The sequence below is a fragment of the Klebsiella sp. HMSC16A12 genome (assembly GCF_001808265.1).
In the GTDB taxonomy this organism is placed as follows: domain Bacteria; phylum Pseudomonadota; class Gammaproteobacteria; order Enterobacterales; family Enterobacteriaceae; genus Klebsiella; species Klebsiella pneumoniae.
Genome location: NZ_KV792643.1, coordinates 27,369 through 51,055 on the forward strand (window position 1 = coordinate 27,369; position 23,687 = coordinate 51,055).

Consider the following 23,687-nt stretch of genomic DNA (forward strand, 5'->3'; position numbering starts at 1 on the left):
GCAAGACTTGCTACCGTTGGTCCGTGTCAGACACGCGCCTGGTTATCCACCGCCAGCATCCCGAGGGCGCGGGTGAATTTTTGCGTTAAATAGCCGGTTTCGTTACTGGAGGCGGAGGCGCACAGCATCCCGGTCGTCAACCAGCGGTTGACGGTGGTGCCGGCGTCGTTTTGCGCGATAAAGTTGGCGTCGCGGTCCTCTTTCATCAGCTTGGCGATGCGATCGAACGCTTCGTCCCAACTGATTTGCTGCCATTTATCGGAGCCTGGCGCGCGATATTCCGGGAATTTCAGGCGGCTTTCAGAATGGATAAAGTCCACCAGACCAGCCCCTTTCGGACAGAGCGCACCACGGTTGACCGGATGATCCGGATCGCCTTCGATATGGAAAATGGATGCTTTGGCGTTTTTCGCGCCGTCGCCGAGGCTATACATCAACAGCCCACAGCCGACAGAACAGTATGTGCAGGTGTTACGGGTTTCGCGCGTGCGCAGCAATTTGTACTGCCGTGTCTCCGCGAGCGCAGTTGCCGGGGCAAAGCCCAGCGCTGCTGCCGTGGTTCCCGCCATACCGCCAGCGCAGATCTTAAAGAACTGCCTTCTGCTGACCTGCATGGTTCGCTCCTTGTTTCGACATTGTCACATGTAGTTATTTGCTTTGCGGTGAAGGCCGCAAAGGTTCAGAATTAGGGCAAATTTCCCTCATTCCTGAAGGGATAAAAACAGAATACCACATTGTGTGTATGCCTGTTCCAATACGGTTAAAGCAAAGTGAACAAGAAGCCTCTCGAACAAATCAAAAATGTGACGAATATCACAGGATATCGCCAGGTCTCCCTCTGGAAACGCGAGGATCTGCAACACCCTCAGCCAGATGAGTTAGCGGAAGAGGTGCCCGTCGCGCTGGTCTACAACGGTATCTCCCACGTGGTGATGATGGCCTCCCCGAAAGATCTGGAGCAATTCGCCGTCGGCTTCTCCTTATCCGAAGGGATTATCGAGCACCGGCGGGAGATTTTCGGCATGGACGTGGTAGCGGTGTGCAACGGCCTTGAGGTGCAGATTGAGCTCTCCAGCCGGCGTTTTATGGGCCTCAAAGCCCGGCGTCGCGCGCTGGCCGGGCGCACCGGCTGCGGCGTATGCGGCGTCGAGCAGCTCAATGATATTGGTAAGCCGGTCCAGCCGCTGCCGTTCACTCAGTCGTTCGATTTAGCCAATCTCGATCAGGCCCTGGCGCATCTTAACGACTTTCAACCGGTTGGCCGGCTCACCGGCTGTACTCACGCGGCCGCGTGGGTCCGGTTGACGGGCGAACTGGCGGGGGGGTTTGAAGACGTTGGCCGGCATGTCGCCCTGGATAAATTGCTGGGCCGGCGGGCGGAAGTCGGCGAGGGGTGGCAGCATGGCGCCGCGCTGGTCTCCAGCCGCGCCAGTTATGAAATGGTGCAGAAGGCGGCGATGTGCGGCGTCGAGATCCTGTTCGCGGTCTCGGCGGCCACCACCTTAGCAGTGGAAGTTGCCGAGCGCTGCAATCTGACGCTGGTGGGTTTTTGCAAGCCGGGCAGGGCGACAGTTTACACCCATCCGCAGCGTTTAATTGCGGGTTAAATATTTGTCAATAAATTTGAACAATGACAGCAAATCCTTCCGCTTTTTGTTTAGCGATGTGCGGGCTACTATTTAACACATCAAGGCACAGCGCCTTATCTAAACAACTAAATGAAAGGGTTTATATCATGAAAAGCATCAAAACTTTTGTCGCAGTAATCGCTATGGCCGCCTCTTTCGCTTCCTTCGCTGCTGAAACCGTGACCGCAACCGCCTCCACAATGGACGGCGCGGAAGCGAAAATCGCCGCACAGGCGCAGGCTGCCGGCGCTTCGTCTTACAAAATCACCGAAGCGTTTACCGGCAACCGCGTGCATATGACTGCCGAACTGAACAAATAAGCGTATAGCAACTGTCGAAAGAGCGCCTCAGGGCGCTTTTTTTGTTTTCGTTTTCCGCTTCCCGTCTCTGCGAAATTTGCCAATATTTTCCTCTGCTACGAAAAAAATGTGGCACTAATCACGTTTCCGTTCTTTTCTTAAATCCTCCTTTTTATGGCAAAGGAAAGGTCAGCACGCCTGAATATCTCGATTTTTTAACGCCATGAAATTTAAAGATATTAAAAACAGAAAGCGATGGAGATCACTCTCTTTAAATGGGATGTATATCACAAAAATAGGTGTTTCGCCGTACCTGTCAACTATTCACTGCGGTAATTTAATACGCATTATGTGATCTTCATTGCAAATAGAAGGCTTGTACTCAGGGAAAAATGTTGTCAGGCAAATGAGCGAGGATGCGTCATGAAAATTGGTATCGTTATTAGCGGCGGGGATGTTTCTGGAATGAATAATTTTATATTCCAGATAGCCAGGCAGGCTAATGCTGATATCACGCTGTTTAATGGCGGTATTCCAGGGCTACTGGAGAAAAGTCATCAGGATATGGCGTGGCGCGATCTGGTTGATTATTCAATTACCGCGGTGCCGATCATTACCTCGGGGCGAACCAGTCGCAAACTGCAGCGCAGTGAATATGAAAGCATTGCTAAAAAACTTAAATCTCTGCGTATTGATGTGCTCATTATGGCCGGGGGGGATGGCAGCCTGCAGTTTCTGAATACCCTTAGTGAATTTGAGATTAATTGCTTTGGTGTGGGAATGACTATCGATAATGATGTGTATGGCAGTGATTATACGATTGGTTTTTCCACGGCCTGTGAGCAAATTATTAAAGAAGTCTCTCGTTTAAGAAATACCGGAAGAGCGCTGCCCGGTCGGGTTTTTATGGTTGAGATATTAGGAGGCTATTGTGGAGAACTAACGTTGCAGTCCGCCATTAAATGTAATGCGGATATTGCCCTGATCCCGGAGGCACAGATGCCGTTGGCCGTGCTCGCGGAACGGATTACCCGGAAGCTGAGTACGCAGAATAGCGTCGTTATCCTCTGCTCAGAAGGCTATACCAAAGAGTACTCTCCCGGCTTTCAGGGGGCGATTGATACCATGATTAAACAGCTGGAACCACAAATAGGTGTCCGTATCCGTAAAACGATCGTCGGCTATGGTTTACGCAGCGGTGATCCAACCTGCGAAGAGATTTATCAGGGCACTATTATGGCCAGTGAAGTGGTTCGCTGTATTCAGTCAGGTATGAAAAATAAAGCCATAATAATTAATTCCAGTAACAAACCTATTCCGATTGATTTAGTCAGTATGAAAAAACGTCTGGTCGATACTGAAGGACATCATTATAAACTTGCCAAGCAACTCAATATTATTTGAGGAGACCCTCCATGCTGAAAATTTTATGCGTATGTGGCTGCGGCCTCGGTTCAAGCTTTGCCATTGAAATGACGGCGAAGGCAGTTTTAAAGAAGCTGGAAATTCCCGCTCATATTGAACACACCACCGTTTCCGAAGCTGGGGCCTTTAAATCGGATATGATTCTGACGCAAAAAACCTTTGCCGACATCTTAACTGCCGATGCCAGTGAAGAAGAAATTAAACGTGTCGTGGTGTTGAATAAACTTACTGATAAAGAGGAGATTGAAACTAAGATCGTCGCATTCTTAAAAGAACGTCATCTGAAGGTGGCTGATTATGAATAGCTTCGTGGCGTTTATCGTTAAGGATTTACTCGGCCAGGCATCCATTCTTATTGCTTTTATTGCCATGCTTGGCCTGATCCTGCAAAAGAAATCGCCAGGCAAAACCGCGGAAGGGACATTTAAAACGCTGCTCGGTTTCTTAATTATGATGGCCGGGATAAACATCATTGTCGCCACGCTGACCTTCCTGAATGATATCTTCACCCAGGGATTTGGCATGAAAGGCTATATTACCGATGTGGCCGCCATCGCCGGGTTAGCGAATCGGGAATTAGGTTCGGAGGTGGCGCTGACGCTGCTGGTGATCTTTGCCGTCAATATTATTATCGCCCGGCTGACGCCGCTGAAATATATTTTTCTGACCGGCCAGGCGCTGCTGTGGATGGCGACGATCGGCGCCGTGATTGGCTATAAGTCCGGGCTCACCGGCGCACCGCTGATTTTAACCGGGGGCATCTTCGGCGGCGTGATGGCGGTGTTAATGCCGGCCCTGGCGCAGCCGGTGGTCAGGCGCATTACCGGGTCTGACGATGTGGCCCTGGGGCACTTCTGTACTATCGGCTATCTGGTGCAGGCTGCGGTCGCTAAAGTTGTCGGAAAAGGCTCTCGCTCCACGGAAGATCTCGAACTGCCTGATAACTTTAAGTTTCTGCAGGATACCTATCTGGCCATGGCGGTGGTGATGGTGCCGATGTATCTCATCCCGGCTATCGCGGCGGGGCCTCAGTACATCGCGCAGTTCTCCGGCGGCATTAATTACCTGATGTATGCCTTCATGCAGTCCATTCAGTTTGTCGCCGGGGTCTTTGTCCTCTATAGCGGCGTGCGTTTATTACTCAATGAGCTGGTGCCGGCTTTTCGCGGTATCGCGATGCGTATTGTCCCGGATGCAAAGCCCGCTCTCGATTGCCCGGTGCTATTTCCCTATGCACCGAATGCGGTGATTGTTGGATTTCTGGCAACGACTGTCGGCTCGATTATCGGCATGCTGGTTTTCCCGATGTTCGGCCTGGCGATGATTCTCCCCGGGCTGTTAACCAACTTTTTCGCCGGCGGTACGGCAGGGGTATTTGGCAATGCGCTGGGCGGACGTCGCGGGGCGATGATCGGCGGGGTGATTCACGGCCTGTTTATCACATTTCTGCCGGCCATTCTGGTACCCATGCTGGAGAGCTACGGCTTTACGGGCGTCACCTTCAGCGATTCAGACGTCATCAGCTCCGGTCTGGTATTAGGCCACGCCTTCCAGAATAACTGGCTCTTTGTCGCCTTGTTTATTGTGTTTGTCGCCGCACTGGCATGGTTTGTAAACGGTAAATCCGCTAAGCCGAAAGGGGAAAGTGTTCATGAGTCTGTATAATTTTAATGAGATTTTAAAAATCGCTCAGGAAAGAGATTTTAAAGCGATTGGCTCGTTTAACTTGCACTGTATTGAGATGTTACCGGCTTTTTTTAAAGCCGCGCAAAACAGCCGCAGCCCATTAATGATCCAAATATCAACCGGTACCGCAGAGTATCTGGGGTATCGGTTACTGGTCGATGCCGTGCGTTCATTAGCAGACAGTGAAAATATCCCGACCTGCCTGCATCTCGATCACTGCTCCGATATTAAAGCCATCGAGACGGCAATGAATGCGGGCTTTTCTTCGGTGATGTACGACGGGTCTCACTTAAGCCTCGAGGAAAATATCGGTAACACGCGGATTGTGGTGGAAATGGCCCGGCCGCGGAATATTACGGTAGAAGGTGAGCTGGGGGCGATCGGCGGGTCAGAGGATGGAAAAGCGGTGGCTGCCGAAGATATCTGTTTTACTACCGTCGAAGACGCGACGCGTTTTGTGAAGGAGACACAGGTCGATATGCTGGCCGTCTCCGTGGGCACTGTGCATGGCCTGTACACCGGTAAAGCGCAGATACAGCATGCGCGGCTGAAGGCGATAAGCGAAGCGACGGGCGTGCCGCTGGTGCTGCATGGCGGCACAGGTGTCAGCGATGAGGATATGCGGCTGGCCGTCACCGAAGGGATTAATAAAGTGAACGTCGGAACGGAAATGAACGTGCAGTGGGTCGACCGCTGTAAATCAACGTTTGAGAAAGGAAAAGTAAATGACAGCGTACGGAAATTTTTAATTCCCGCCAACCAGGCAGTTACTGCCGTATTAATGGAAAAAATGGCGCTATTTAAGTAGCGTTTTTACCGACACATATCTTTTGTTGCCCTGTCTTCCGCCAGGGAGGGAGCTTGCTATGTTTGAATCATTGAAAACGCTGTGGAAAAAAGAGCAAAACCCGCTGCAGGATTATGATCAACAGTCCCGTCAGCTGGCGGAAGAGATCGCCAGACTGGAAGGCGAATTACAGCGCCAGCCCGATAATAGCGACGTGCAAAAAACATTGATGTTGACTTACAACCGGGCATTATCGGTATATGCCAAAAGTAAGAGCCACCGGCAGGATATCGATGCGCTGTTTCTGCAGATTGATAATTTACGCAATATTATTCGCCGCAATATCTAGGAACAGAGAATGACCATAAAAGAACTGCTTATTGAGGCCGATGCCATTCAGGTTGGCGTTGTGGAGTCCGACTGGCAGCGGGTAATAAAGCTGGCTGCCCGCCCGCTGGAGGCAAAAGGCTTTATTTCGAAGGAATATAGCCAGGCGGTGATCGACAATACTTTAAATCATGGCGCTTATTACGTTTTTGATGAAGGGATTGCCATCCCCCATGCCCGCCCCGAATGCGGCGTCAGACGCAACTGCTTTAGCCTGGTGGTGCTGGAAAAGCCTATTCCCTTTGCGGACAGTGAAAAAGCGGACATTGTTATTATGTTTGGCGCCCGGGACAGCAATGCGCATATCGAGGAGGGCATCCGTTCCATCGTCGCGCTGCTGGATAATAATGACACCATGGCCAAACTGCGGACGGCCCGCAGCCGGGAGGAGGTTGTCGCATTACTATGAACAGACATCTGACCCCAGGCTGCAAAACGGCCATTTTAATCAACGGCATTCCGGCGTCGGGGAAGAGCACCATTACCCGTTTGCTGGCGGAGACCTTTAGCCTGCCGGTATTGACGATCGACGGCATCAAAGAGCCGTTTATGGCGCGCCTGGCCCCTGTCGACCGGCCGATGAATCGCCAGCTGGGCTGCGCGGCGTATGAGGTGATCTGGTCGATTGTCGGCGCATCGCCTGCCAGCATGGTCTGGTTGATCGACGCCTGGTTCGGCTTTCAGCCGCGGGAGACCTTGCAGAGACTGCTACAGCAGGCGGGCGTGGAGCAGGTGATTGAGGTCTGGAACCATATCTCTCCGGAGCTGGCCGTCGCGCGCTATGCCTCGCGGCTGGCGACGCGGCCGCCGGGCCACCCTGGAGAAGAGTATTTGCCGGAGCTGGCCCAGCTGGCCGGGCGGGCGCAGCCCATGTCGTTAGGACCTGTACTGACGATAGACCAGCGGCACCCGCTGCAAATCGAACCGGTTATTGAGTGGCTTGAAGGCACGATCGCCGGACAGCACAGCGGTTTTACAGATTACGCTTACTCGTCCTAGGGCATACCCGCCAGGCGCAGCAGCGCGGTCACCACGGCGGCGGCGATAATCACGCCGATCAGCGGGACCTTGCGCCAGGCGAGGAACACAGCGAAAGCAACGCCCAGAACGCGCGCCATACCGGCGAAATGTGCGCCCTCATAGAAAGTGGTGGCCAGGGCGACGGAAAAAAGCAGCACCGTCGCCGCATCGGAAAGCAGCGCCTGCGAGCGCTCGGAAAATGCCAGCCGATTGCCGAGCTTCGCGCCGCCGAGGCGCATCAGATAGGTTCCCAGCGACAGGATGGCGATACCGGCGATAAACAGCGTCATATTGCCCATTATTTTTTCCTCGACAGTAAACCGAACAGCGAAAGCAGCACCGGCAGCCCGGTGGGCACAAACGGTACGGCGGCAAGCGCCAGCGCGGCGCCGCTGGCGGCGCGGATCAGCGTAGTGCGGTTTTTAAAGGCCGGGATCACCAGCGCCAGCAGGATCGCCGGGAAGACCGCATCAAGCCCGATGGTTTCCGGCGCTGGCAGCAGTTTGCCGACGGCCGCGCCGGTTAGCGTACCGAGGGGCCAGATCAGCGCGACGCCAGCGCCGCACAGCCAGTAGGCCGCTTTGCGCTGCGCGGGGGTGGGCTGCGACAAGCCAAAGACCACGCTCTCGTCGTTCATAATGTGGCACCCGATAAAGCTTAAGGCGCGCCGACCAACCAGTTCGCGTACGGTCACCCCGAACGGGATATGACGCGCATTGACTAACAGGCCGGCGGCGGCGGCGGCCAGCGGACTACCGCCGCTGGCGACAATGCCGATAAACATAAATTCAGAGGCGCCCGCCAGCACCGACACCGAAAGCAAGAGCGGCACCCATAAAGGGAAGCCGTAAGCCACCGCCAGCGACCCATAGGACATGCCCACCACCCCGACGGCAAGGCAGACCAAAACAATCGCTTTTATCGTGTCTCCGCTGAGACTGGAGAGAGTTTGTTTCATATCACTTAGCCATATCGAACGAATTTCCATTATAATGAACACATAATGATCGTTTTTCAAGGCGAACGAATTGTTCGATATAAAAAACAAGGGGCGGGTATGACACAGCCAATCAGCGTTATCGCCAAAAGTCTGGTGCGGGAGCGGGCGCGGACCGGGCTTTCGCTGGCGGAAGTCGCGCGTCGGGCGGGTATCGCAAAATCCACGCTATCGCAACTGGAGTCCGGCAACGGCAACCCGAGTCTGGAAACGCTGTGGTCGCTCTGCGTAGCGCTGGATATTCCATTTGCCAGGCTGCTTGAGCCGCAGGTGAACAAAACGCAGGTGATCCGCCGCGGCGAGGGGACCAAAGTGGTGGCAGAGCAGGCGAACTATCAGGCCATTTTGCTGGCCGCCTGTCCGCCCGGCGCGCGTCGGGACATCTATTTGCTGCTCACCCAGCCCGGCGCCGACCGCATTTCGCATCCGCATCCGCCAGGCTCGGTGGAACATATTATCGTCACCCAGGGGCGGGCGCGGGTAGGGCTGACGTCGGCGCCGGAAGAGCTCGGCGAGGGCGACTATATCTGCTACCCGGCGGATCAGGAGCATGTTTTTCAGGCGCTGGAGCCGGATACGCAGGCCCTGCTGATCGCTGAGCAAAACTGACATCGCGTCGGCGGGGGACGCGCGCTCGCTGGACGTCATAGCCATATTGCGGGAAACTAGCTTTCCTATGCGAAAACAGGGATTTTTATGTCGCTGAAAGCCATTGCCAAACAACTTGGGATCTCCGTCACGACCGTCAGCCGGGCGTTGAACGGCTACGACGATGTGTCGCAGGAGACCCGCGCCCGGGTTGAGGCTGAAGCGCAGCGCCGGGGCTATCGCCCCAACACTTTCGCCCGCCGTCTGAAAATGGGCACCATCGATGCCGTTGGTCTCGTCTTCCCTGTCCGCCCCGCGCCGCTCAACAATAACGTTTTTCTCGAGATGGTCGGGGAGATCAGCCATGAGCTGGCGCGCCATGACATTGATTTGTTGCTGATCGCCGATGATGAGCAGGCGGATAAACATGGCTATATGCGCATGGTGCAGGGCCGTCGCGTCGATGCATTAATCGTGGCCCATACTCTGGATGACGATCCGCGGCTGGCGCAGCTGCAGGCCTCCGGCTTTCCGTTTCTGGCGCTCGGCCGTAGCCGCCTGGCGCAGCCCTACGCCTGGTTTGATTTCGATAACTATGCCGGCACCTGCCGCGCCACCCGCCATCTGATTCAACAGGGCCACCAGCGTATCGCTCTGCTGGGCGAGAACAACAATCAGGCGTTTATTTTGCAACGGCGTAACGGCTACCTCGATGCCCTGCGCGAGGCGGGGTTATCCGATGCATGGCTGCGTAGCGTGCCGGCGACGCGCCGCGGCGGCTATCAGGCCACGCTGGAGCTGCTGCGTCTGCCTGAGCCGCCTACCGCGATTATCACCGACTGCAACACCCATGGCGATGGCGCCGCGATGGCGCTCGCCCACCTGGGGCGTTTAACCGGCGACAATCGCGTCGCCCTGGTGGTGTACGACGGGCTGCCGCAGGACAGCATCATTGAGACCGATGTCGCCGCGGTGATCCAGTCCACGCGCCAGGGCGTGGGACGGCAGATTGCCGATATGGTGCGTCGCTTAATCGCCGGGGAGGATCTCGCCACGCTGCAGGTGCTATGGCAGCCGGAATTTATCCCGGGTGAAACCGCCTGATCTGACCCCTTTTTAACCCGTAATTCTGAAGCCGATCACGGATCCGAAACGTTTTGGTTGGCATCCGAAACGTTTCGGATCAACAGTAAGACATTCCTTGTAATGGAGATGTCTGATGTCTGATTCGCTGATTCACCTGCAAAGCGCCGGTGCCGATGTTGTGATTAAAACCCGCCCTTTCGCCGAAATTGTCTACTGGGGACCGCATTTAAGCCACTTTTCGCCGCAGGATGCCGACAGCCTGACGCGCCCGGTCGCCAACGGCAGACTGGATGTCGATTCGCCAGTGACCTTAATGGCGGAGCTGGGCCATGGTCTGTTTGGCGCGCCGGGCATTGAAGGCCATCGTCAGGGGCTGGATGCCTCTCCGCTGTTCACCACCAGCGAAGTGCGGCACGAGGGCCAGACGCTGACCCTGGTCAGCGAAGATCCGCAGGCCGGCCTGCGCCTGCAGAGCGAGATCGCGTTGGATGCCAGCGGCGTGCTGAGCGTGCGCCATGGCGTGACCAATCTGCGCGCCAGCCCATGGCAGGTGGATCGCCTGGCGGTCACATTGCCGGTCGCCGAACGCGCTCGCGAGGTGATGGCTTTCCATGGCCGCTGGATCCGCGAGTTTCAGCCTCATCGCCTGACGCTGGAGCACGACAGCTTTGTGCTGGAGAACCGCCGCGGGCGCACCTCTCACGAACATTTCCCGGCCCTGATCACCGGCAGCCGCGCCTTTAGCGAGATGCAGGGTGAAGTCTGGGGCGTGCATCTGGCCTGGAGCGGTAACCATCGCCTGCGGGCGGAGGTGAAAACCGATGGCCGTCGCTATCTGCAGGCCGAGGCGCTCTATCTGCCGGGCGAAATGGCGCTGGCGGAAGGGGAAACCTTGTGGACGCCGTACCTGTATGCCAGCTACTCGGCGAATGGGCTGAACGGCATGAGCCAGCAGTTCCATCGTTATCTGCGCGAACGGATTATTCGTTTCCCGGGCAACAAACCGCGCCCGGTGCATCTCAACACCTGGGAGGGGATCTATTTCGACCACGACCCGGACTACATCATGCGTATGGCCGACGAAGCGGCGGCCCTGGGCGTCGAGCGCTTTATTATCGATGACGGCTGGTTTAAAGGGCGCAACGACGACTGGGCGGCGCTTGGCGACTGGTATCTCGATGAGAAAAAATACCCCTACGGCCTGACGCCGGTTATCGATCACGTGAAGTCTCTGGGTATGGAATTCGGTATCTGGGTGGAGCCGGAAATGATTAACCCGGATTCCGATCTGTACCGGGCGCACCCGGACTGGGTGCTGGCGCTGCCGGGCTATACCCCGCTGACCGGCCGCCATCAGTTTGTCCTGAACCTCAACATTCCCGAAGCGTTTGATTATCTGCTGGAGCGGATGAGCTGGCTGCTGGGCGAGCATGCGGTGGACTACGTGAAGTGGGATATGAACCGCGAGTTGGTGCAGCCTGGGCATCAGGGACGCGCCGCTGCAGACGCGCAAACGCGCCAGTTTTACCGCCTGCTGGATACGCTGGTGGCCCGTTTCCCGCACATTGAATTTGAATCCTGCTCCTCCGGCGGCGGACGGATCGATTATGAAGTCCTCAAACGCAGCCATCGCTTCTGGGCTTCTGACAACAATGACGCCCTTGAGCGCAACACCATCCAGCGCGGCATGAGCTACTTCTTTCCACCCGAGGTAATGGGCGCGCATATTGGCAATCGCCACTGTCATGCCACCTTCCGCCAGCATAGTATCGCCTTCCGCGGCCTGACGGCGCTGTTCGGTCATATGGGCCTTGAGCTGGATCCGGTGAGCGCCGATGAAGAAGAGCGCGCCGGATACCGAAAATATGCGGCCCTGCATAAACAGTGGCGCGACGTGATCCATCACGGCGTGCAGTGGCGAATAGATATGCCGGACGCCACCACCCTTGCCCATGGCGTCGTCAGCCCGGATAAAGCGCAGGCGATCTTCCTCGTTAGCCAGCTGGCGATGCCGGACTACACCCTGATGGCGCCCCTGCGCCTGGCGGGCCTGGAGGCGAGCGCCCGCTATCAGGTGACGCTCCTCGATCATCCGAACATTCAGATCACCGGTGAGGGCGGCCACACCATGCGGAAGCTGCCGGCATGGATGACGACGCCGCAGACGGTGAGCGGTGAGTGGCTGCAGCAGGCGGGGCTGGCGCTACCCATCCTCGACCCGGAAAGCGCCATTCTGATTGGTCTGCAACGCGTGTGATGGTATCGGGCCGCGCTGCGGCCCTTCTTGAGGAAAATATAATGAACCCGACCGTCTGTACCCACAAAAACAACCCCAACTTCTGGATTTTCGGGCTGTTCTTCTTTCTCTACTTCTTCATCATGGCCACCTGCTTTCCGTTTCTGCCGATCTGGCTGTCGGACGTCATCGGCCTGAATAAAACCGAAACCGGCCTCGTTTTCTCCAGCCTGTCGCTGTTCGCCATCTGTTTCCAGCCGATCCTCGGAGTGATCTCTGACAAGCTGGGGCTGAAAAAACACCTGATGTGGATCGTGACCGTTCTGCTGGTGCTGATTGCTCCCTTCTTCCTTTATGTTTTCGCTCCGCTGCTGAAAACCAATATCTGGCTCGGGGCGCTGAGCGGCGGCGCCTATATCGGCTTTGTATTCTCCGCAGGCGCCGGCGCGATGGAGGCCTATATCGAACGGGTAAGCCGCAACAGCGGGTTTGAATACGGCAAGGCGCGCACCTTTGGCTGCCTGGGATGGGCGCTGTGCGCGACTACCGCCGGAATGCTGTTCAGCATTAATCCCGAATGGGTGTTCTGGATGGGGTCGGCCGCCGCGCTGCTGCTGGTGGTGCTGGTGGCCATCGCCAAACCGCAGGCCAGTCAGTCCGCGCAGGTAATGGACTCGCTCGGCGCCAATCGCCCGGCGATCGATTTAAAAACGGCGGTGCGCATGTTCCGCCAGCGTAAGATGTGGATGTTTATTCTGTATGTTATCGGCGTGGCCTGCGTGTATGACGTTTTCGATCAGCAGTTCGCCACCTTCTTCAAATCGTTCTTCGCGACCCCGGAAGCGGGCACCCGCGCCTTTGGTTTCGCCACCACCGCGGGAGAAATATGTAACGCCATCATTATGTTCAGCTCGCCGTGGATTATTAACCGTATCGGAGCGAAGAATACCCTGCTGATCGCCGGGATGGTGATGGCGGCAAGAATGATTGGCTCTTCCTTCGCCACCACCGCCGCGGAAGTCGTAGCGTTGAAAATGCTCCATGCGCTGGAGGTGCCGTTCCTGCTGGTGGGCGCCTTTAAATACATCACCGGCGTGTTTGACGTCCGGCTGTCGGCGACCATTTATCTGGTGGGCTTCCAGTTCGCCAAGCAGGTGGCGGCGATCTTTCTCTCCGCTTTCGCCGGCAATATGTACGATCGGATCGGCTTTCAGGATACCTATATGATCCTCGGCGGTATTGCCCTGACCGTCACCTTAATCTCCGCGTTTACGTTAGCGGGTAAGACGAAAACCGAGCCGCTGCGCGATAATGCAATGACCGTTTAATCGACCGGCCTCCCGTCTGGAGGGAGGCCAGTTATTTTTACGCCAGATAAAACACTTCTTTGAGCTCCGCGCTCAGCGGGCTGTTGTCCGGGTTGCTGGGCATCACCTCGCGCATGTATTTCCACCAACGCTGGCATACTTCCGTGCTGGCGACCGCTTCCCAGCGGGCTTCCGATTCAATCTCCACCGTCGCGAACAGGAGATGGCGTTCTTTATCGAGATAGATGGCGTAGTGGTGCGCGCCGTGATCCTTCAACACTGCCTCCAGCTCCGGCCAGATGGGGTTATGGCGGCGCTGGTACTCCTCGTGCGCGTCGGGGTTCACCTGCATGACGAAGGCTTTACGGATCATAAGGCCTCCAGATAGAGCTCGCGAACCTCATCGCGGCTGGCGGGGCGCGGGTTACACGGCGCGCATGGGTCGGCCAGCGCTTTATCCAGCCAGCCTTCGATATCGGCTTTGCTGACGCCAAGCTGGCTAAAACCCTGGGGGATCCCTACGCGTTTGCTCAGCGTGCGGATGGCATTGATGGCCTCCATGCTGGCAGCTTCATCGCTCATGCCGCGAGTATCGACGCCCATCGCCTGCGCCACGCGGGCAAAGCGCGCCACCGCGTTCGGGCGGTTAAAGTTTTCGATGATCGGCAGCAGGATGGCGTTGCATACCCCGTGCGGCAGATTATGGGTGGCGCCAGGCTGATGGGCCAGGGAATGTACCAGCCCGAGACCGGCGCTGTTGAACGCCATGCCCGCCAGATACTGGCCAAAGGCCATCTGCTCGCGGGCCTGCAGATCGTGCCCATCGTCTACCGCTTTCGGCAGCCACAGGTTAATCAGACGAATGGCCTCGAGAGCGTTGGCGTCGGTCAGGGGATGGGCGCCAACGGAGACAAAGGCCTCGATGGCGTGGGTCAGGGCATCCATGCCGGTGGCGGCGGTAACGGCTGGCGGAATGTCGAGCATCACGCTGGCGTCGTCGACGGCGATATCCGGGATCAGGTTCGGGTCGATAATCACCTCTTTCACCTGCCGCTCGCTATCGATAATTACCGCGTTGCTGGTCATCTCCGCCGCCGTGCCGGCGGTGGTGTTGATGGCCACCAGCGGCACGCCAGCGTTTTTCACTTTGCCGACGCCGGAGTAGGCGGTGGAGGGGCCTGGGTTTGCGGTGAGGATTTTTATCGCTTTGGCGGTATCAATCGGGCTACCGCCGCCGAAGGCGATCAGGTAATCGCAGCGGGCCGCCTGGTAAGCCGCATAGCCTTGCTGCACCAGCGCTTCGGTGGGGTTGGGGAATACCTCGTCAAATAGCTGATAAGCCATCTGCTGTTCATCCAGCGCGGCGAACAGGCTGTCCAGCAGGCCCAGCTTCACCAGCTGACCGTCGGTGACGATCAGCGCCTTGCCCCACTGTTTGCCCGCTACCAGCTTGACCATATCACCGATCGCGCCTGCGCCGTGGAGGCTGATTTTAGGTAGTGCCAACATAAAACTCATGATAATTCTCCTTAATGTTGATTTTGGGAAATCCGTTTCCCCTCACCCCGACCTTCTCCCGCAGGGAGGGGGCCAGGGTGAGGGGGAAATTAACATCGTCTTCGCTGCATCATCCGCCGGGTAATAATCGGCAGGGAGATCACCACGATCAGCATGGCGCCGATAATCACCGACATCACGATGCCGGGGACGTTCAGCAGGCTCAGGCCGAAGGTCACCAGCCCCATCAGAAAGGCGGCAATGATCACCCCGGGCATGCTGCCGGAGCCGCCGAGAATATTGACGCCGCCGAGCACCGCCATGGTGACAACCGCCAGCTCCCAACCCATCGCCAGGGTGGGGCGGGTACTGCCGAGCCGTGAGGTCAGCAGGACCGCCGCCAGCCCGGCCATCAGCCCGACCAGCGCGAACAGCACCAGGTTATGACGCTTAACGTTGATCCCAGAGAACCAGGCGCCGGTCGGGTTATTGCCGATGGCGTAGGTCCGGCGACCAAAGTTGGTTTTATGCAGCAGGAAGGTGAAGGCGGCCGCGAGGAGGATAAACAGCGCAAACTCAAAAGAGAGCGCCCCCCACACGTACCCCTGGCCGAACCAGGCAAAGCTCTCCGGATAGTGATTGAGTGCCTGATCGCCCAACAGGATATAGGTGATGCCGCGATACAGGCTCATGGTGCCGATGGTGATCACAATGGACGACAGGTTAAAGCGGGTCACCAGCAAGCCGTTGAACAGGCCGCACAGCAGACCTACGCCCAGGCCGATGACCACCAGCAGCGGAGTGTCCATCCCCGCTGCCGCGCAGAAGCCCATCACCGTTGAGCTGAGCGCCATCGTCGAGGCTACCGACAGATCGATTTCCCGGGCGATAATCAGCATCGCCATCGGCAGGACGACGATCGCCTTCTCGGTAAAGGTAAAGGTGGCGTCCGACAGGTTCCAGATATTGAGGAAGTACGGGGAAGCCACGGCGTTGCCGATAAATACCGCCAGGGTGACCGCCAGTAAAAACCCTTCCCAGCACAGCAGGCGGCGCAGCGGCGACGGCGCGGCCGGGGCGTTTTTCATCTCTTCAGATACCATCATTTTGCTCATGATTTCACCGCCTGTTTCTGTCGGGGTAACGCCGCGTTGCGCAGGATTAACCGCCCGTGACCGCGATTGCCGCGCTCGTTGAGCAGCACCGCCATGACGATCACCGCCCCGGAAATCGCCATCTGCCAGAAGGGCGAGATGCCGATCACCGGCAGGGCGTTATTAATGACCCCGAGGAACAGCGCGCCGCACAGGCAGCCCAGCACCCGTCCGCTTCCGCCCATGGTGCTGATACCGCCGATCACGCAGGCGGCGACCACCTGGAGTTCAAAACCGTTGGCGACGTCGACATAGGCGACGGCGAAGCGCGAGATCCACAGATAGCCGCAGAAGCCGGCCAGCGCGCCGGAGAGACAGAAGCTGACGAACTGCATTTTCCCGGCGTTAATGCCGGTGTAGTATGCCGCCGTCGCATTGCCGCCCGCGGTGTATAAGGCCCGGCCGGTGCGGCTGTAGCGCAGGAAATAACCCACCAGCAGCAGCGCGGCGATGGCGCACCAGCTCAGTAGCGGCAGCCCCAGGAGGGGGCTGCGCGGCAGACTGAGAAAATCAGCGCTCATCTGATGTGAGTTAACCCAGCCGCCGTCAGTCAGCAAGAAGATAATGCCGCGATAAATGCTCATGGTGCCCAGGGTCACCACAATGGCGGGAATGCCGAGGCGCCAGACCAGCAGGCCGTTAATCATCCCCATCAGCAGGCCCAGCAGGGTTGCCAGCGCCAGCAGCGCCACCACCGGAATACCCGGATAGTGGGCGTTAAGCAGGGCGACGATCATCCCGGTCAGCGCCAGGTTGGCGGCCATCGACAGATCGATGCCTTTGGTGAGCAACACCATCATCTGCCCGAGGGCGAGGATGATAAGGATGGCGGTATCGTTAAACATCTCCACCAGATTGCCCGGTGAAACGAACGACGGCGCCCGGCTGCCGATGGCACCGATCATCAAAATGATGACCACCGCCAGCAGCGCTTCGCGATGTTTCAGCCATGCGTGTCCCATCATGCTGCCTCCTGGCCGATGCCGCTGGCGGCGCTAACGATGGTTTCCGCTGTCGCTTCCCCGGCCCGGTACTCGGCGACCATCAGCCCTTCGTGCATTACGATAATCCGGTCGGCCATGCCCATCACTTCCGGCAGCTCTGACGACACCATAATCACCGCCAGCCCCTGGCTGACCAGCTCGGACATAAACTGATGCACGGCGGCCTTTGAGCCGATATCGATGCCTTTGGTCGGCTCATCGAGAATGATCACCTCGGGCTGGGTCGCCAGCCATTTGCCAATCACCACTTTTTGCTGGTTGCCGCCGGAGAGGGTCTCCACCGGCTGCCGCCAGCTGAAGGCTTTTACCTGCAGGCGCGAGGCGTACTCGTCGGCCAGCCGCCATTCCCGGGCGTCGTTCAGGACGCCGTTAGGGTTGAGCTTGCTGAGCTGCGGTAAACTGATGTTCTGGGCGATAGGCAGGGCGATGATCGCTCCCTGTTTCTGCCGCTCTTCCGGCACGCAGACGATGCCCGCGCGGATGGCGTCGGCGGGCTGGTGAAAGCGCATGGTTCTGCCGTTCAGGCGGATCTCGCCGGAGGAGGGGCGCGAGACACCGGAGAGCGCCTGCATCAGCTCGGTGCGTCCGGCGCCCACCAGGCCGTAAAAGCCGAGAATTTCTCCCTTGCGCAGGCGGAAGCTGATATGGGCAAACTCGGTAGGATGACAGAGATCGGTCACCTCCAGCACCGTTTCTCCGGGGGTGCAGTCGACTTTCGGGTAGGTTTGGCTGATCGCCCGGCCCACCATCATCGACACCATCCGCTCTTCGGTGATGTCGCTTATCGCCCCGGAGCTGACGTACACCCCATCGCGCAGGATGGTGTAATAATCGGCCAGCTCGAAGATTTCATCGAACTTATGCGAGATAAACAGGATCGCTTTGCCGTCCTGCTTCAGACGCTCAACGATGTGATAAAACTCGAGGATTTCATGCTGGGAAAGCGCGGCGGTCGGCTCATCGAGGATCACCACCTGGGCGTCGAAAGCCAGCGCCCGGGCAATCGCCACCATGTGACGCTGGGCGATGCTGAGGGTTTTCAGCGTGGCTCGCGGGTCGATCTGGACTTCCAGCCGGGTGAGGATCTCGTTGGCTCTGCGGTGCATCGCCGGCCAGTCGAGCGTTTTCAGCAGTCCCTTATACAGATACTGGCCGACGAAAATGTTTTCGCTGACCGAGAGTTCGTCAAACAGCACGGTTTCCTGGTGAATGGCGGTGATCCCTACCTTATGCGCCGACTCCGGCGTTGGCAGATGAATGGGGATCGCTTTATAGAGGATCTCGCCCTCTTCGGGCTGATAAATACCGGTCATCACTTTGACCAGCGTGGATTTCCCCGCGCCGTTTTCGCCAATTAAGGCGGTCACTTTGCCGGGCCAGAGATCAAGCTGCACGTTCTCAAGGGCGCGCACACCGGGAAAAATCTTGGTGATCCCCTTCAGCGACAGCAGTGGCGTTGATGCTGACATGATAGTTCTCCACAAAAATCACCCCTCACCCTAACCCTCCCCCACAGGGGCGAGGGAACGGTCCGGCGTCCGCTGGCCGCATCGCGCAGAGGGCCAGCCGTTCCCCCTCTCCCTCCGGGAGAGGGCCGGGGTGAGGGAACAAGGATTAGAAAATTTTCGAGAACTTATCGATGTTGCTCGCATCGTAGACAAACGGCTTGGCCATCGCGCCATTCCCCTCGGCGTCCAGCTTCACTTTGCCCAGCTTGCCCATACTGGCTTCGGTTTTGGTCGCCGTGCCTTTGACTAAATCGTCGGCCAGATAGGTGGCGGCGTAGCCCAGGTCAATCGGGTTCCAGATGGCGAAGCTTTTGCTGGCGCCGGACTTGATCGCGCCGGCCATTTCCGACGGCAGCCCCAGCCCGGTGACATACACTTTGCCGATTTTGCCCTGGTCCTTCACCGCCTGCGCGGCGGCAACAATCCCCACCGACGACGGCGAGACAATGACTTTCAGGTCCGGATATGATTTCAGCAGACCCACCGCTTCGCGGTAGCTTTTATCCGACAGATCGTCACCGTAGGCGACGGTGACCAGCTGCACCGACGGATACTGCGGTAGCACCTTTTTCATCTCCTCAATCCAGATGTTCTGGTTCGTGGAGGTTGGGGTGGCGCTTAACACGGCCACCTCGCCTTTCTCAACGTTCAGCGCCTGCAGCGCATCGGCGGCAAGCTTGACGTTGGTTTCGCCAATTAAGGCGTTATTTGAGGGGTTAAGATGGATCTGACGGCCTGCCGGCGCCACGCCGGAGTCCCATGAGACCACCTTGATGCCGCGCTGCATCGCTTTTTTCAGCACCGGCACCACCGCGTCCGGATCGTTGGCGGAAATGGCGATCGCATCCACCCCCTGGGCGATCAACCCGTTCAGCACGTCGATCTGCGCCTCGGCGGTGGTAGTGGTCGGGCCGGTGTAGATCACTTTGACATCACCTAACTCCTTGGCTGCCTGTTGGGCGCCAACGTTGGCGGCTTCGAAGAAGCCATTTCCCAGCGATTTCGCCACAAGGGCGATTTTAACTTCGGCTAAGGCGGAACCGGACAACGCCAGGGCGGCAACGGTGAGGATCAAGCTTGTCTTTGTTTTCATTGCTTTTACTCCACATGAGTTAGTTTTGTAGGGTTTGCAGGTGATATTTCGCCCCGTCTCGGTGAGCGGGGCGCGATGTTGTTATGGATAAAGATCTAAAGCGGACTGCAGCGGCTGCACGTTGAAGCGTTTGCCAAGGGCGATAAGCTCGTCGCGGGTGATGGTCTGCTTCATCCCGCCCATCGACAAGACTTTCACCAGCACTTCGGCGGACTTCTCGGCGGTATCGATCAGGCCGAAGGTCTCATCCAGCGTGGGGCCGCTGCCGAAGACGCCGTGGAACGGCCACAGCACCAGCGAGTGTTTTTGCATGGTTTCGGCGGTCGCCTGGCCGATTTCATCGGTGCCCGGCACCATCCACGGCAGAATGCCGACGCCATCCGGGAAGACCACCAGACATTCGGTGCTACCTTCCCACAGCTTACGGGTGAAAAGATCGCTGTGGTTCTCCAGAACATAGGTCAGGGCGATCAGGTTGGTGGCATGGCAGTGCATGATCACCCGGTCTTTGCCGCCGGTCAGTTTGATGCGCTCGCTGTGCGACAGGAAGTGTGCCGGCAGCTCGGAGGTCGGGACGGCATCCTCCGTCAGGCCCCACAGGATATGGTATCCCGCGCCGTCGCTGTCGACCTTCACCACGCCGAGGTTAGCGGCCGGGTCGAGCTGGACGTTACGGAAGAATTTGCCGGAGCCGGTGACGATAAACGGCTGGTTGGCCAGGGTTGGCATCGGCTGGCTGAGGGCGATATAGCGCGGTTTGGCGTGGAAATCCGCCGCGTAAGGTTCGATATCCGCTTCATCCAGACGCAGCGTCAGGTTGCCGCCGTTGCGTTCGTCCCAGCCTTTCAGCCAGGCGTCGGAGGTGGCTTTGATCATGCCCTGGACGAACCAGGCGTCGATAATGGTCTGCATAGTCTTGTCTTTCCTGTTGATTCGGTGCGGGGTTGACCCCCTCACCCTAAATATGTGCGTGCCCCCGGATTGCGCCGTAAACGCCTTACCCGGGCTACCGGTTCGTAGCCCGGGTAAGGCGTCAGCCGCGACCCGGGGAAGCTCGTGCATTACCCGCGCTGGCTCAGAACCGCATTCTCATAAGCCCGTACGCTGTCCAGCCACTGGCTGCCCGCCGGCGTGTCGTGACGCTGACAGTACATCTCCCAGATGGCCTGCCACGGCAGCGATTTTTGCTCTTCGAGCAGCGCCAGGCGGGCGGTGTAATCGCCATCGTTCTCCAGCTGGCGCAGCTGGGCGGTCGGTTCCAGCAGGGCGCGCAGCAGCGCTTTTTTCATATTGCGGGTGCCAATCACCCAGGCCGCGATGCGGTTGATGGAGGCATCGAAGAAGTCGAGGCCGATGTGTACGCGGTCAAACAGGTTATGGCGAATGATTTCGCTGGCGATGGCCTGGGTTTCATCATCCAGCAGCACCACGTGGTCGCTGTCCCAGCGCACCGGGCGGCTGACGTGCAGCAGCAGGCGCGGGATGTAGAGCATGGCGGCGGAGATCTTGTCGGAGATCACTTCCGTCGGATGGAAGTGGCCGGCATCGAGGCACAGCGCCGTCTGACGGCTGGTGGCGTAACCCATATAGAACTCGTTTGAGCCGACGGTGTAGCTTTCGGCGCCGATGCCGAACAGCTTGCTCTCCACGGCGTCGATATGGTGCGCCGGGTCGAGCTTCTCGCTGATCACCTCATCAAGGGCGTTCAGCAGCCGCTGGCGCGGGGCGAAGCGGTCAACGGTAATATCCTTCATGCCGTCCGGCACCCAGATATTCATCACCGACGGCGTGCCCAGCTGTTCGCCAAAATAAGCGGATACGCGGCGGCTGGCTTTGCAGTGGTCGATCCAGAACTGGCGAATCTCATCGTTGGCGTGCGACAGGGTAAAGCCGTCGGCGCTCAGCGGATGCGAGAAGCAGGAGGGGTTGAAATCCAGCCCCAGTTTGTTGGCTTTCGCCCACGTAACCCAGTTTTTAAAGTGCTCCGGCTTAATCTCATTGCGCGCTACCGGCGCGTCGGATTCCAGGTAAATAGCGTGCAGATTGAGACGCTTTGGCCCCGGGATCAGGCTCAGCGCCTGCTCAAGGTCGGCGCGGAGTTCTTCTGCATTGCGCGCTTTGCCCGGGTAGTTGCCGGTCGCCTGGATACCGCCGGTCAGGCTTCCCGCCGGGTTTTCGAAACCGGCGACGTCGTCACCCTGCCAGCAGTGCATGGAGACGGGCAGACGGTCCAGCTGGCGCAGGGCCTCCTCGACATCCACGCCGACGGCGGCGTAGCGCTGCGTAGCAATTTCCCAGGCTTGTTCAAGTTGAGTGGTCATGCGCAAAGCTCCTTGGTCTGTTGTGGCTGAAACTGCGCCACGAAACGGGCAATTTCACTATCAGGATTGGGGGTAAAAGTGGTGAGCGCCGCGTTGCCGCGCACTACCTGACGAAACTCATCGACATTGGCCAGCTCGTCGAGGGTCATTAACTGGATGCCGATATTGCCGAGGGTGGAGGCCTCTATCGGGCCGGCCACGACGGCGATCCCGCAGGCGTCAGCGCACAGCTGGTTGAGCAGCGTGTTCTGACAGCCGCCGCCGACGATATGCAGCTGGCTGAAGGGGTGGCCGCGCAGCGCCGCCAGCTCGTTAAGCACCCGGGCGTAGAGCAGCGCCAGGCTGTCGAAAATGCAGCGCGCCAGTTCGGCATCGCTTTCAGGAACCGACTGCCCGGCGTCGCGACAGGCGGCCTGGATCTCGGCGCTCATACTGGCCGGGTTGATAAAGCGGTCATCGTTGCAGTCAATTATGAAGCGGCACGCCGGTAGCGCGGCGGTGCGGGCGATCAGCCCCTGCAGGTCGCTGACGTTTTGCTCTTTTAGCACCCGCTGCAGCAGCCACAGGCCCATGATATTTTTCAGCACCCGATAGCGGCCTTCGGCTCCGCCTTCGTTGGTGATATTGGCCTGCAGCGCCGCGTCGCAGGTGTACGGCGTCAGGCTTTCAAACCCCATCAGCGACCAGGTGCCGGAGGAGAGATAGGCGGCATGGCGGTCGGCCAGCGGGGAGGCGATCACCGCGCTGGCGGTGTCGTGGCTGGCGACAGCGACTACCGGAATTCGGTTACCCTGCGGGCAGATCCAGTGGCCTATCACATTGCCGGGGTGGGTCGGCTTTCCGAACCACGCCAACGGCGCGCCGGTCCAGTTCAGCAGCGTCTCATCCCAGCTATCGCTGTTAATATTGACCAGCTGGGTGGTGGTGGCGTTGGTATATTCCCAGTTCAGATTGCCGGTCAGGCGGAAGCTGAAATAGTCGGGGATCAGCAGGGCATGGGCAGCCTGACTGACCAGCTCCGGCTGCTGCTCCACCAGCGCGCGCAGCTGATAAAGCGTATTAAACGGCAGAAACTGAATGCCGCTGCGGCGATAGATTTCCGCCCGGCCCAGCTGCGCTTCAGCGTGACGCAGCAGGCCCTGGGTGCGGTCGTCACGATAGGAGATCGGCAGCCCGACGCGCTGACCCTGCTTATCCAGCAGGACATAATCTACCCCCCAGGTATCGATGCCGATACTGTCTATCAGAATGCCCTGCTCACACACTTTCTCCAGCCCGCGGCGGATCTCGCCTTCCAGGCTATCTACATCCCAGCAGTCGAAGCCGTCTACTTTCTGCAGACTATTGGTGAAGCGATGAATTTCGCGCAGCGTCAGGGCGCACGGCCCGGGCTGATAGCTGGCGAGCATCACCCGCCCGCTGGAGGCGCCTAAATCGACAGCGACACAATGACGAATACTCATGAAACGATCCTTCTTAAAATCATTGTCCGCAGTCTAAAAAAGGCCGTTTACTGACACCTTCTCGCTACGGACAGCCAAAACTGGCCGCTGGCAAGAAAGCAAAGGTGACCGTGAGGGACATCACAGTTTGCGGTTTTAGGGGATGGCGAGGGGGATGTGATGGCCTCCGCAGTTCCGCATCTTTCCGGCTGATTCTTGAAA

Annotated in this window: 25 protein-coding genes; 13 read left to right on the forward strand and 12 right to left on the reverse strand. The window is 58.0% G+C overall.

Features of this window, described 5'->3' with window-relative positions; genetic code table 11:
• A partial coding sequence (locus tag HMPREF3140_RS29430) for a molybdopterin-dependent oxidoreductase (RefSeq protein WP_228704795.1) occupies nucleotides 1-614 on the reverse strand: 614 nt, incomplete at its 3' end.
• 156 nt (nucleotides 615-770) lie between these two features.
• Here HMPREF3140_RS29430 and fdhD point away from each other — a divergent pair.
• From fdhD to HMPREF3140_RS23070, 9 genes are all read left to right on the forward strand, one after another.
• Complete coding sequence (gene fdhD, locus HMPREF3140_RS23030; RefSeq protein WP_023302329.1) at nucleotides 771-1,607, forward strand: formate dehydrogenase accessory sulfurtransferase FdhD; 837 nt, start codon at nucleotides 771-773, stop codon at nucleotides 1,605-1,607.
• Nucleotides 1,608-1,735: 128 nt separating this feature from the next.
• A complete protein-coding gene (locus tag HMPREF3140_RS23035; protein ID WP_002882830.1) occupies nucleotides 1,736-1,948 on the forward strand; it encodes a YdgH/BhsA/McbA-like domain containing protein in 213 nt (70 codons plus the stop codon).
• Nucleotides 1,949-2,350: 402 nt separating this feature from the next.
• Nucleotides 2,351-3,331 (forward strand): 6-phosphofructokinase, encoded by a 981-nt coding sequence (locus HMPREF3140_RS23040; RefSeq protein WP_002882831.1) that lies wholly within the window; start codon nucleotides 2,351-2,353, stop codon nucleotides 3,329-3,331.
• 11 nt (nucleotides 3,332-3,342) lie between these two features.
• On the forward strand, nucleotides 3,343-3,657 hold the full coding sequence (locus HMPREF3140_RS23045; protein ID WP_004151864.1) for a PTS sugar transporter subunit IIB: 315 nt from the start codon (nucleotides 3,343-3,345) through the stop codon (nucleotides 3,655-3,657).
• Nucleotides 3,650-5,017 carry a PTS sugar transporter subunit IIC gene (locus HMPREF3140_RS23050; protein WP_032412663.1) on the forward strand — a complete coding sequence of 456 codons (1,368 nt, stop codon included), beginning with the start codon at nucleotides 3,650-3,652 and terminating at the stop codon, nucleotides 5,015-5,017. The genes HMPREF3140_RS23045 and HMPREF3140_RS23050 overlap by 8 nt, the downstream gene beginning before the upstream one ends.
• Nucleotides 5,004-5,846: a class II fructose-bisphosphate aldolase gene (locus tag HMPREF3140_RS23055; protein ID WP_002882856.1), complete on the forward strand. Its 843-nt coding sequence runs from the start codon at nucleotides 5,004-5,006 to the stop codon at nucleotides 5,844-5,846. Before HMPREF3140_RS23050 ends, HMPREF3140_RS23055 begins: the two co-directional genes overlap by 14 nt.
• A 58-nt stretch (nucleotides 5,847-5,904) precedes the next feature.
• Nucleotides 5,905-6,174, forward strand: coding sequence for a hypothetical protein (locus HMPREF3140_RS23060; RefSeq protein ID WP_002882858.1), 270 nt, complete (start codon nucleotides 5,905-5,907; stop codon nucleotides 6,172-6,174).
• Between the two features lie 9 nt (nucleotides 6,175-6,183).
• A complete protein-coding gene (locus tag HMPREF3140_RS23065; protein WP_020804530.1) occupies nucleotides 6,184-6,621 on the forward strand; it encodes a PTS sugar transporter subunit IIA in 438 nt (145 codons plus the stop codon).
• The gene (locus tag HMPREF3140_RS23070) at nucleotides 6,618-7,211 is read left to right on the forward strand and encodes a P-loop nucleotide/nucleoside kinase family protein (protein ID WP_016947353.1); all 594 of its coding nucleotides are present in this window, start codon (nucleotides 6,618-6,620) and stop codon (nucleotides 7,209-7,211) included. Before HMPREF3140_RS23065 ends, HMPREF3140_RS23070 begins: the two co-directional genes overlap by 4 nt.
• Here HMPREF3140_RS23070 and HMPREF3140_RS23075 read toward each other — a convergent pair.
• The gene (locus HMPREF3140_RS23075) at nucleotides 7,208-7,531 is read right to left on the reverse strand and encodes an AzlD domain-containing protein (RefSeq protein ID WP_002882863.1); all 324 of its coding nucleotides are present in this window, start codon (nucleotides 7,529-7,531) and stop codon (nucleotides 7,208-7,210) included. The two genes, HMPREF3140_RS23070 and HMPREF3140_RS23075, sit on opposite strands and share 4 nt — an antisense overlap.
• Nucleotides 7,531-8,190 carry an AzlC family ABC transporter permease gene (locus tag HMPREF3140_RS23080; RefSeq protein ID WP_004195589.1) on the reverse strand — a complete coding sequence of 220 codons (660 nt, stop codon included), beginning with the start codon at nucleotides 8,188-8,190 and terminating at the stop codon, nucleotides 7,531-7,533. Before HMPREF3140_RS23080 ends, HMPREF3140_RS23075 begins: the two co-directional genes overlap by 1 nt.
• A gap of 99 nt (nucleotides 8,191-8,289) precedes the next feature.
• Between HMPREF3140_RS23080 and HMPREF3140_RS23085 the strand changes: the two genes are divergently transcribed.
• The 4 genes from HMPREF3140_RS23085 (at nucleotide 8,290) to HMPREF3140_RS23100 (ending at nucleotide 13,467) form a co-directional block, all read left to right on the forward strand.
• Nucleotides 8,290-8,838: a helix-turn-helix domain-containing protein gene (locus HMPREF3140_RS23085; RefSeq protein WP_002882865.1), complete on the forward strand. Its 549-nt coding sequence runs from the start codon at nucleotides 8,290-8,292 to the stop codon at nucleotides 8,836-8,838.
• A gap of 87 nt (nucleotides 8,839-8,925) precedes the next feature.
• Nucleotides 8,926-9,921 (forward strand): substrate-binding domain-containing protein, encoded by a 996-nt coding sequence (locus tag HMPREF3140_RS23090; RefSeq protein ID WP_002882866.1) that lies wholly within the window; start codon nucleotides 8,926-8,928, stop codon nucleotides 9,919-9,921.
• Nucleotides 9,922-10,036: 115 nt separating this feature from the next.
• Entirely contained in the window at nucleotides 10,037-12,160 is a 2,124-nt protein-coding gene (locus tag HMPREF3140_RS23095; RefSeq protein ID WP_004151861.1) for an alpha-galactosidase, read from the forward strand.
• Nucleotides 12,161-12,201: 41 nt separating this feature from the next.
• Nucleotides 12,202-13,467: an MFS transporter gene (locus HMPREF3140_RS23100; protein ID WP_004181617.1), complete on the forward strand. Its 1,266-nt coding sequence runs from the start codon at nucleotides 12,202-12,204 to the stop codon at nucleotides 13,465-13,467.
• Between the two features lie 37 nt (nucleotides 13,468-13,504).
• On the opposite strand, the gene rhaM is transcribed toward HMPREF3140_RS23100, so the two are convergent.
• From rhaM to rhaB, 9 genes are all read right to left on the reverse strand, one after another.
• Entirely contained in the window at nucleotides 13,505-13,819 is a 315-nt protein-coding gene (gene rhaM, locus HMPREF3140_RS23105) for an L-rhamnose mutarotase (protein WP_002882870.1), read from the reverse strand.
• Nucleotides 13,816-14,964, reverse strand: a complete 1,149-nt coding sequence (gene fucO, locus HMPREF3140_RS23110; protein WP_032412666.1) for a lactaldehyde reductase — start codon at nucleotides 14,962-14,964, stop codon at nucleotides 13,816-13,818. Before fucO ends, rhaM begins: the two co-directional genes overlap by 4 nt.
• Nucleotides 14,965-15,053: 89 nt before the next feature.
• Nucleotides 15,054-16,058, reverse strand: a complete 1,005-nt coding sequence (locus tag HMPREF3140_RS23115; protein ID WP_002882873.1) for an ABC transporter permease — start codon at nucleotides 16,056-16,058, stop codon at nucleotides 15,054-15,056.
• Nucleotides 16,055-17,062: an ABC transporter permease gene (locus tag HMPREF3140_RS23120; RefSeq protein ID WP_074195536.1), complete on the reverse strand. Its 1,008-nt coding sequence runs from the start codon at nucleotides 17,060-17,062 to the stop codon at nucleotides 16,055-16,057. The genes HMPREF3140_RS23115 and HMPREF3140_RS23120 overlap by 4 nt, the downstream gene beginning before the upstream one ends.
• Complete coding sequence (locus HMPREF3140_RS23125) at nucleotides 17,059-18,570, reverse strand: sugar ABC transporter ATP-binding protein (protein WP_004150373.1); 1,512 nt, start codon at nucleotides 18,568-18,570, stop codon at nucleotides 17,059-17,061. The genes HMPREF3140_RS23120 and HMPREF3140_RS23125 overlap by 4 nt, the downstream gene beginning before the upstream one ends.
• 145 nt (nucleotides 18,571-18,715) lie before the next feature.
• Entirely contained in the window at nucleotides 18,716-19,702 is a 987-nt protein-coding gene (gene rhaS / locus HMPREF3140_RS23130) for a rhamnose ABC transporter substrate-binding protein (protein WP_002882880.1), read from the reverse strand.
• A gap of 81 nt (nucleotides 19,703-19,783) precedes the next feature.
• A complete protein-coding gene (gene rhaD / locus HMPREF3140_RS23135) occupies nucleotides 19,784-20,614 on the reverse strand; it encodes a rhamnulose-1-phosphate aldolase (RefSeq protein ID WP_002882882.1) in 831 nt (276 codons plus the stop codon).
• A gap of 149 nt (nucleotides 20,615-20,763) precedes the next feature.
• Nucleotides 20,764-22,023 (reverse strand): L-rhamnose isomerase, encoded by a 1,260-nt coding sequence (rhaA, locus tag HMPREF3140_RS23140; RefSeq protein WP_032412671.1) that lies wholly within the window; start codon nucleotides 22,021-22,023, stop codon nucleotides 20,764-20,766.
• Nucleotides 22,020-23,486, reverse strand: a complete 1,467-nt coding sequence (gene rhaB, locus HMPREF3140_RS23145) for a rhamnulokinase (RefSeq protein WP_032412674.1) — start codon at nucleotides 23,484-23,486, stop codon at nucleotides 22,020-22,022. The genes rhaA and rhaB overlap by 4 nt, the downstream gene beginning before the upstream one ends.
• Nucleotides 23,487-23,687: the final 201 nt, after the last annotated feature.

Coding starts and splice junctions, on each gene's coding strand:
- HMPREF3140_RS23035 (WP_002882830.1), top strand. CDS start 1,736: ATGAAAAGCATCAAAACTTTTGTCGCAGTAATCGCTATGGCCGCCTCT.
- HMPREF3140_RS23040 (WP_002882831.1), top strand. CDS start 2,351: ATGAAAATTGGTATCGTTATTAGCGGCGGGGATGTTTCTGGAATGAAT.
- HMPREF3140_RS23045 (WP_004151864.1), top strand. CDS start 3,343: ATGCTGAAAATTTTATGCGTATGTGGCTGCGGCCTCGGTTCAAGCTTT.
- HMPREF3140_RS23050 (WP_032412663.1), top strand. CDS start 3,650: ATGAATAGCTTCGTGGCGTTTATCGTTAAGGATTTACTCGGCCAGGCA.
- HMPREF3140_RS23055 (WP_002882856.1), top strand. CDS start 5,004: ATGAGTCTGTATAATTTTAATGAGATTTTAAAAATCGCTCAGGAAAGA.
- HMPREF3140_RS23060 (WP_002882858.1), top strand. CDS start 5,905: ATGTTTGAATCATTGAAAACGCTGTGGAAAAAAGAGCAAAACCCGCTG.
- HMPREF3140_RS23065 (WP_020804530.1), top strand. CDS start 6,184: ATGACCATAAAAGAACTGCTTATTGAGGCCGATGCCATTCAGGTTGGC.
- HMPREF3140_RS23070 (WP_016947353.1), top strand. CDS start 6,618: ATGAACAGACATCTGACCCCAGGCTGCAAAACGGCCATTTTAATCAAC.
- HMPREF3140_RS23075 (WP_002882863.1), bottom strand. CDS start 7,531: ATGGGCAATATGACGCTGTTTATCGCCGGTATCGCCATCCTGTCGCTG.
- HMPREF3140_RS23080 (WP_004195589.1), bottom strand. CDS start 8,190: ATGAAACAAACTCTCTCCAGTCTCAGCGGAGACACGATAAAAGCGATT.
- HMPREF3140_RS23085 (WP_002882865.1), top strand. CDS start 8,290: ATGACACAGCCAATCAGCGTTATCGCCAAAAGTCTGGTGCGGGAGCGG.
- HMPREF3140_RS23090 (WP_002882866.1), top strand. CDS start 8,926: ATGTCGCTGAAAGCCATTGCCAAACAACTTGGGATCTCCGTCACGACC.
- HMPREF3140_RS23095 (WP_004151861.1), top strand. CDS start 10,037: ATGTCTGATTCGCTGATTCACCTGCAAAGCGCCGGTGCCGATGTTGTG.
- HMPREF3140_RS23100 (WP_004181617.1), top strand. CDS start 12,202: ATGAACCCGACCGTCTGTACCCACAAAAACAACCCCAACTTCTGGATT.
- rhaM (WP_002882870.1), bottom strand. CDS start 13,819: ATGATCCGTAAAGCCTTCGTCATGCAGGTGAACCCCGACGCGCACGAG.
- fucO (WP_032412666.1), bottom strand. CDS start 14,964: ATGAGTTTTATGTTGGCACTACCTAAAATCAGCCTCCACGGCGCAGGC.
- HMPREF3140_RS23115 (WP_002882873.1), bottom strand. CDS start 16,058: ATGAGCAAAATGATGGTATCTGAAGAGATGAAAAACGCCCCGGCCGCG.
- HMPREF3140_RS23120 (WP_074195536.1), bottom strand. CDS start 17,062: ATGATGGGACACGCATGGCTGAAACATCGCGAAGCGCTGCTGGCGGTG.
- HMPREF3140_RS23125 (WP_004150373.1), bottom strand. CDS start 18,570: ATGTCAGCATCAACGCCACTGCTGTCGCTGAAGGGGATCACCAAGATT.
- rhaS (WP_002882880.1), bottom strand. CDS start 19,702: ATGAAAACAAAGACAAGCTTGATCCTCACCGTTGCCGCCCTGGCGTTG.
- rhaD (WP_002882882.1), bottom strand. CDS start 20,614: ATGCAGACCATTATCGACGCCTGGTTCGTCCAGGGCATGATCAAAGCC.
- rhaA (WP_032412671.1), bottom strand. CDS start 22,023: ATGACCACTCAACTTGAACAAGCCTGGGAAATTGCTACGCAGCGCTAC.
- rhaB (WP_032412674.1), bottom strand. CDS start 23,486: ATGAGTATTCGTCATTGTGTCGCTGTCGATTTAGGCGCCTCCAGCGGG.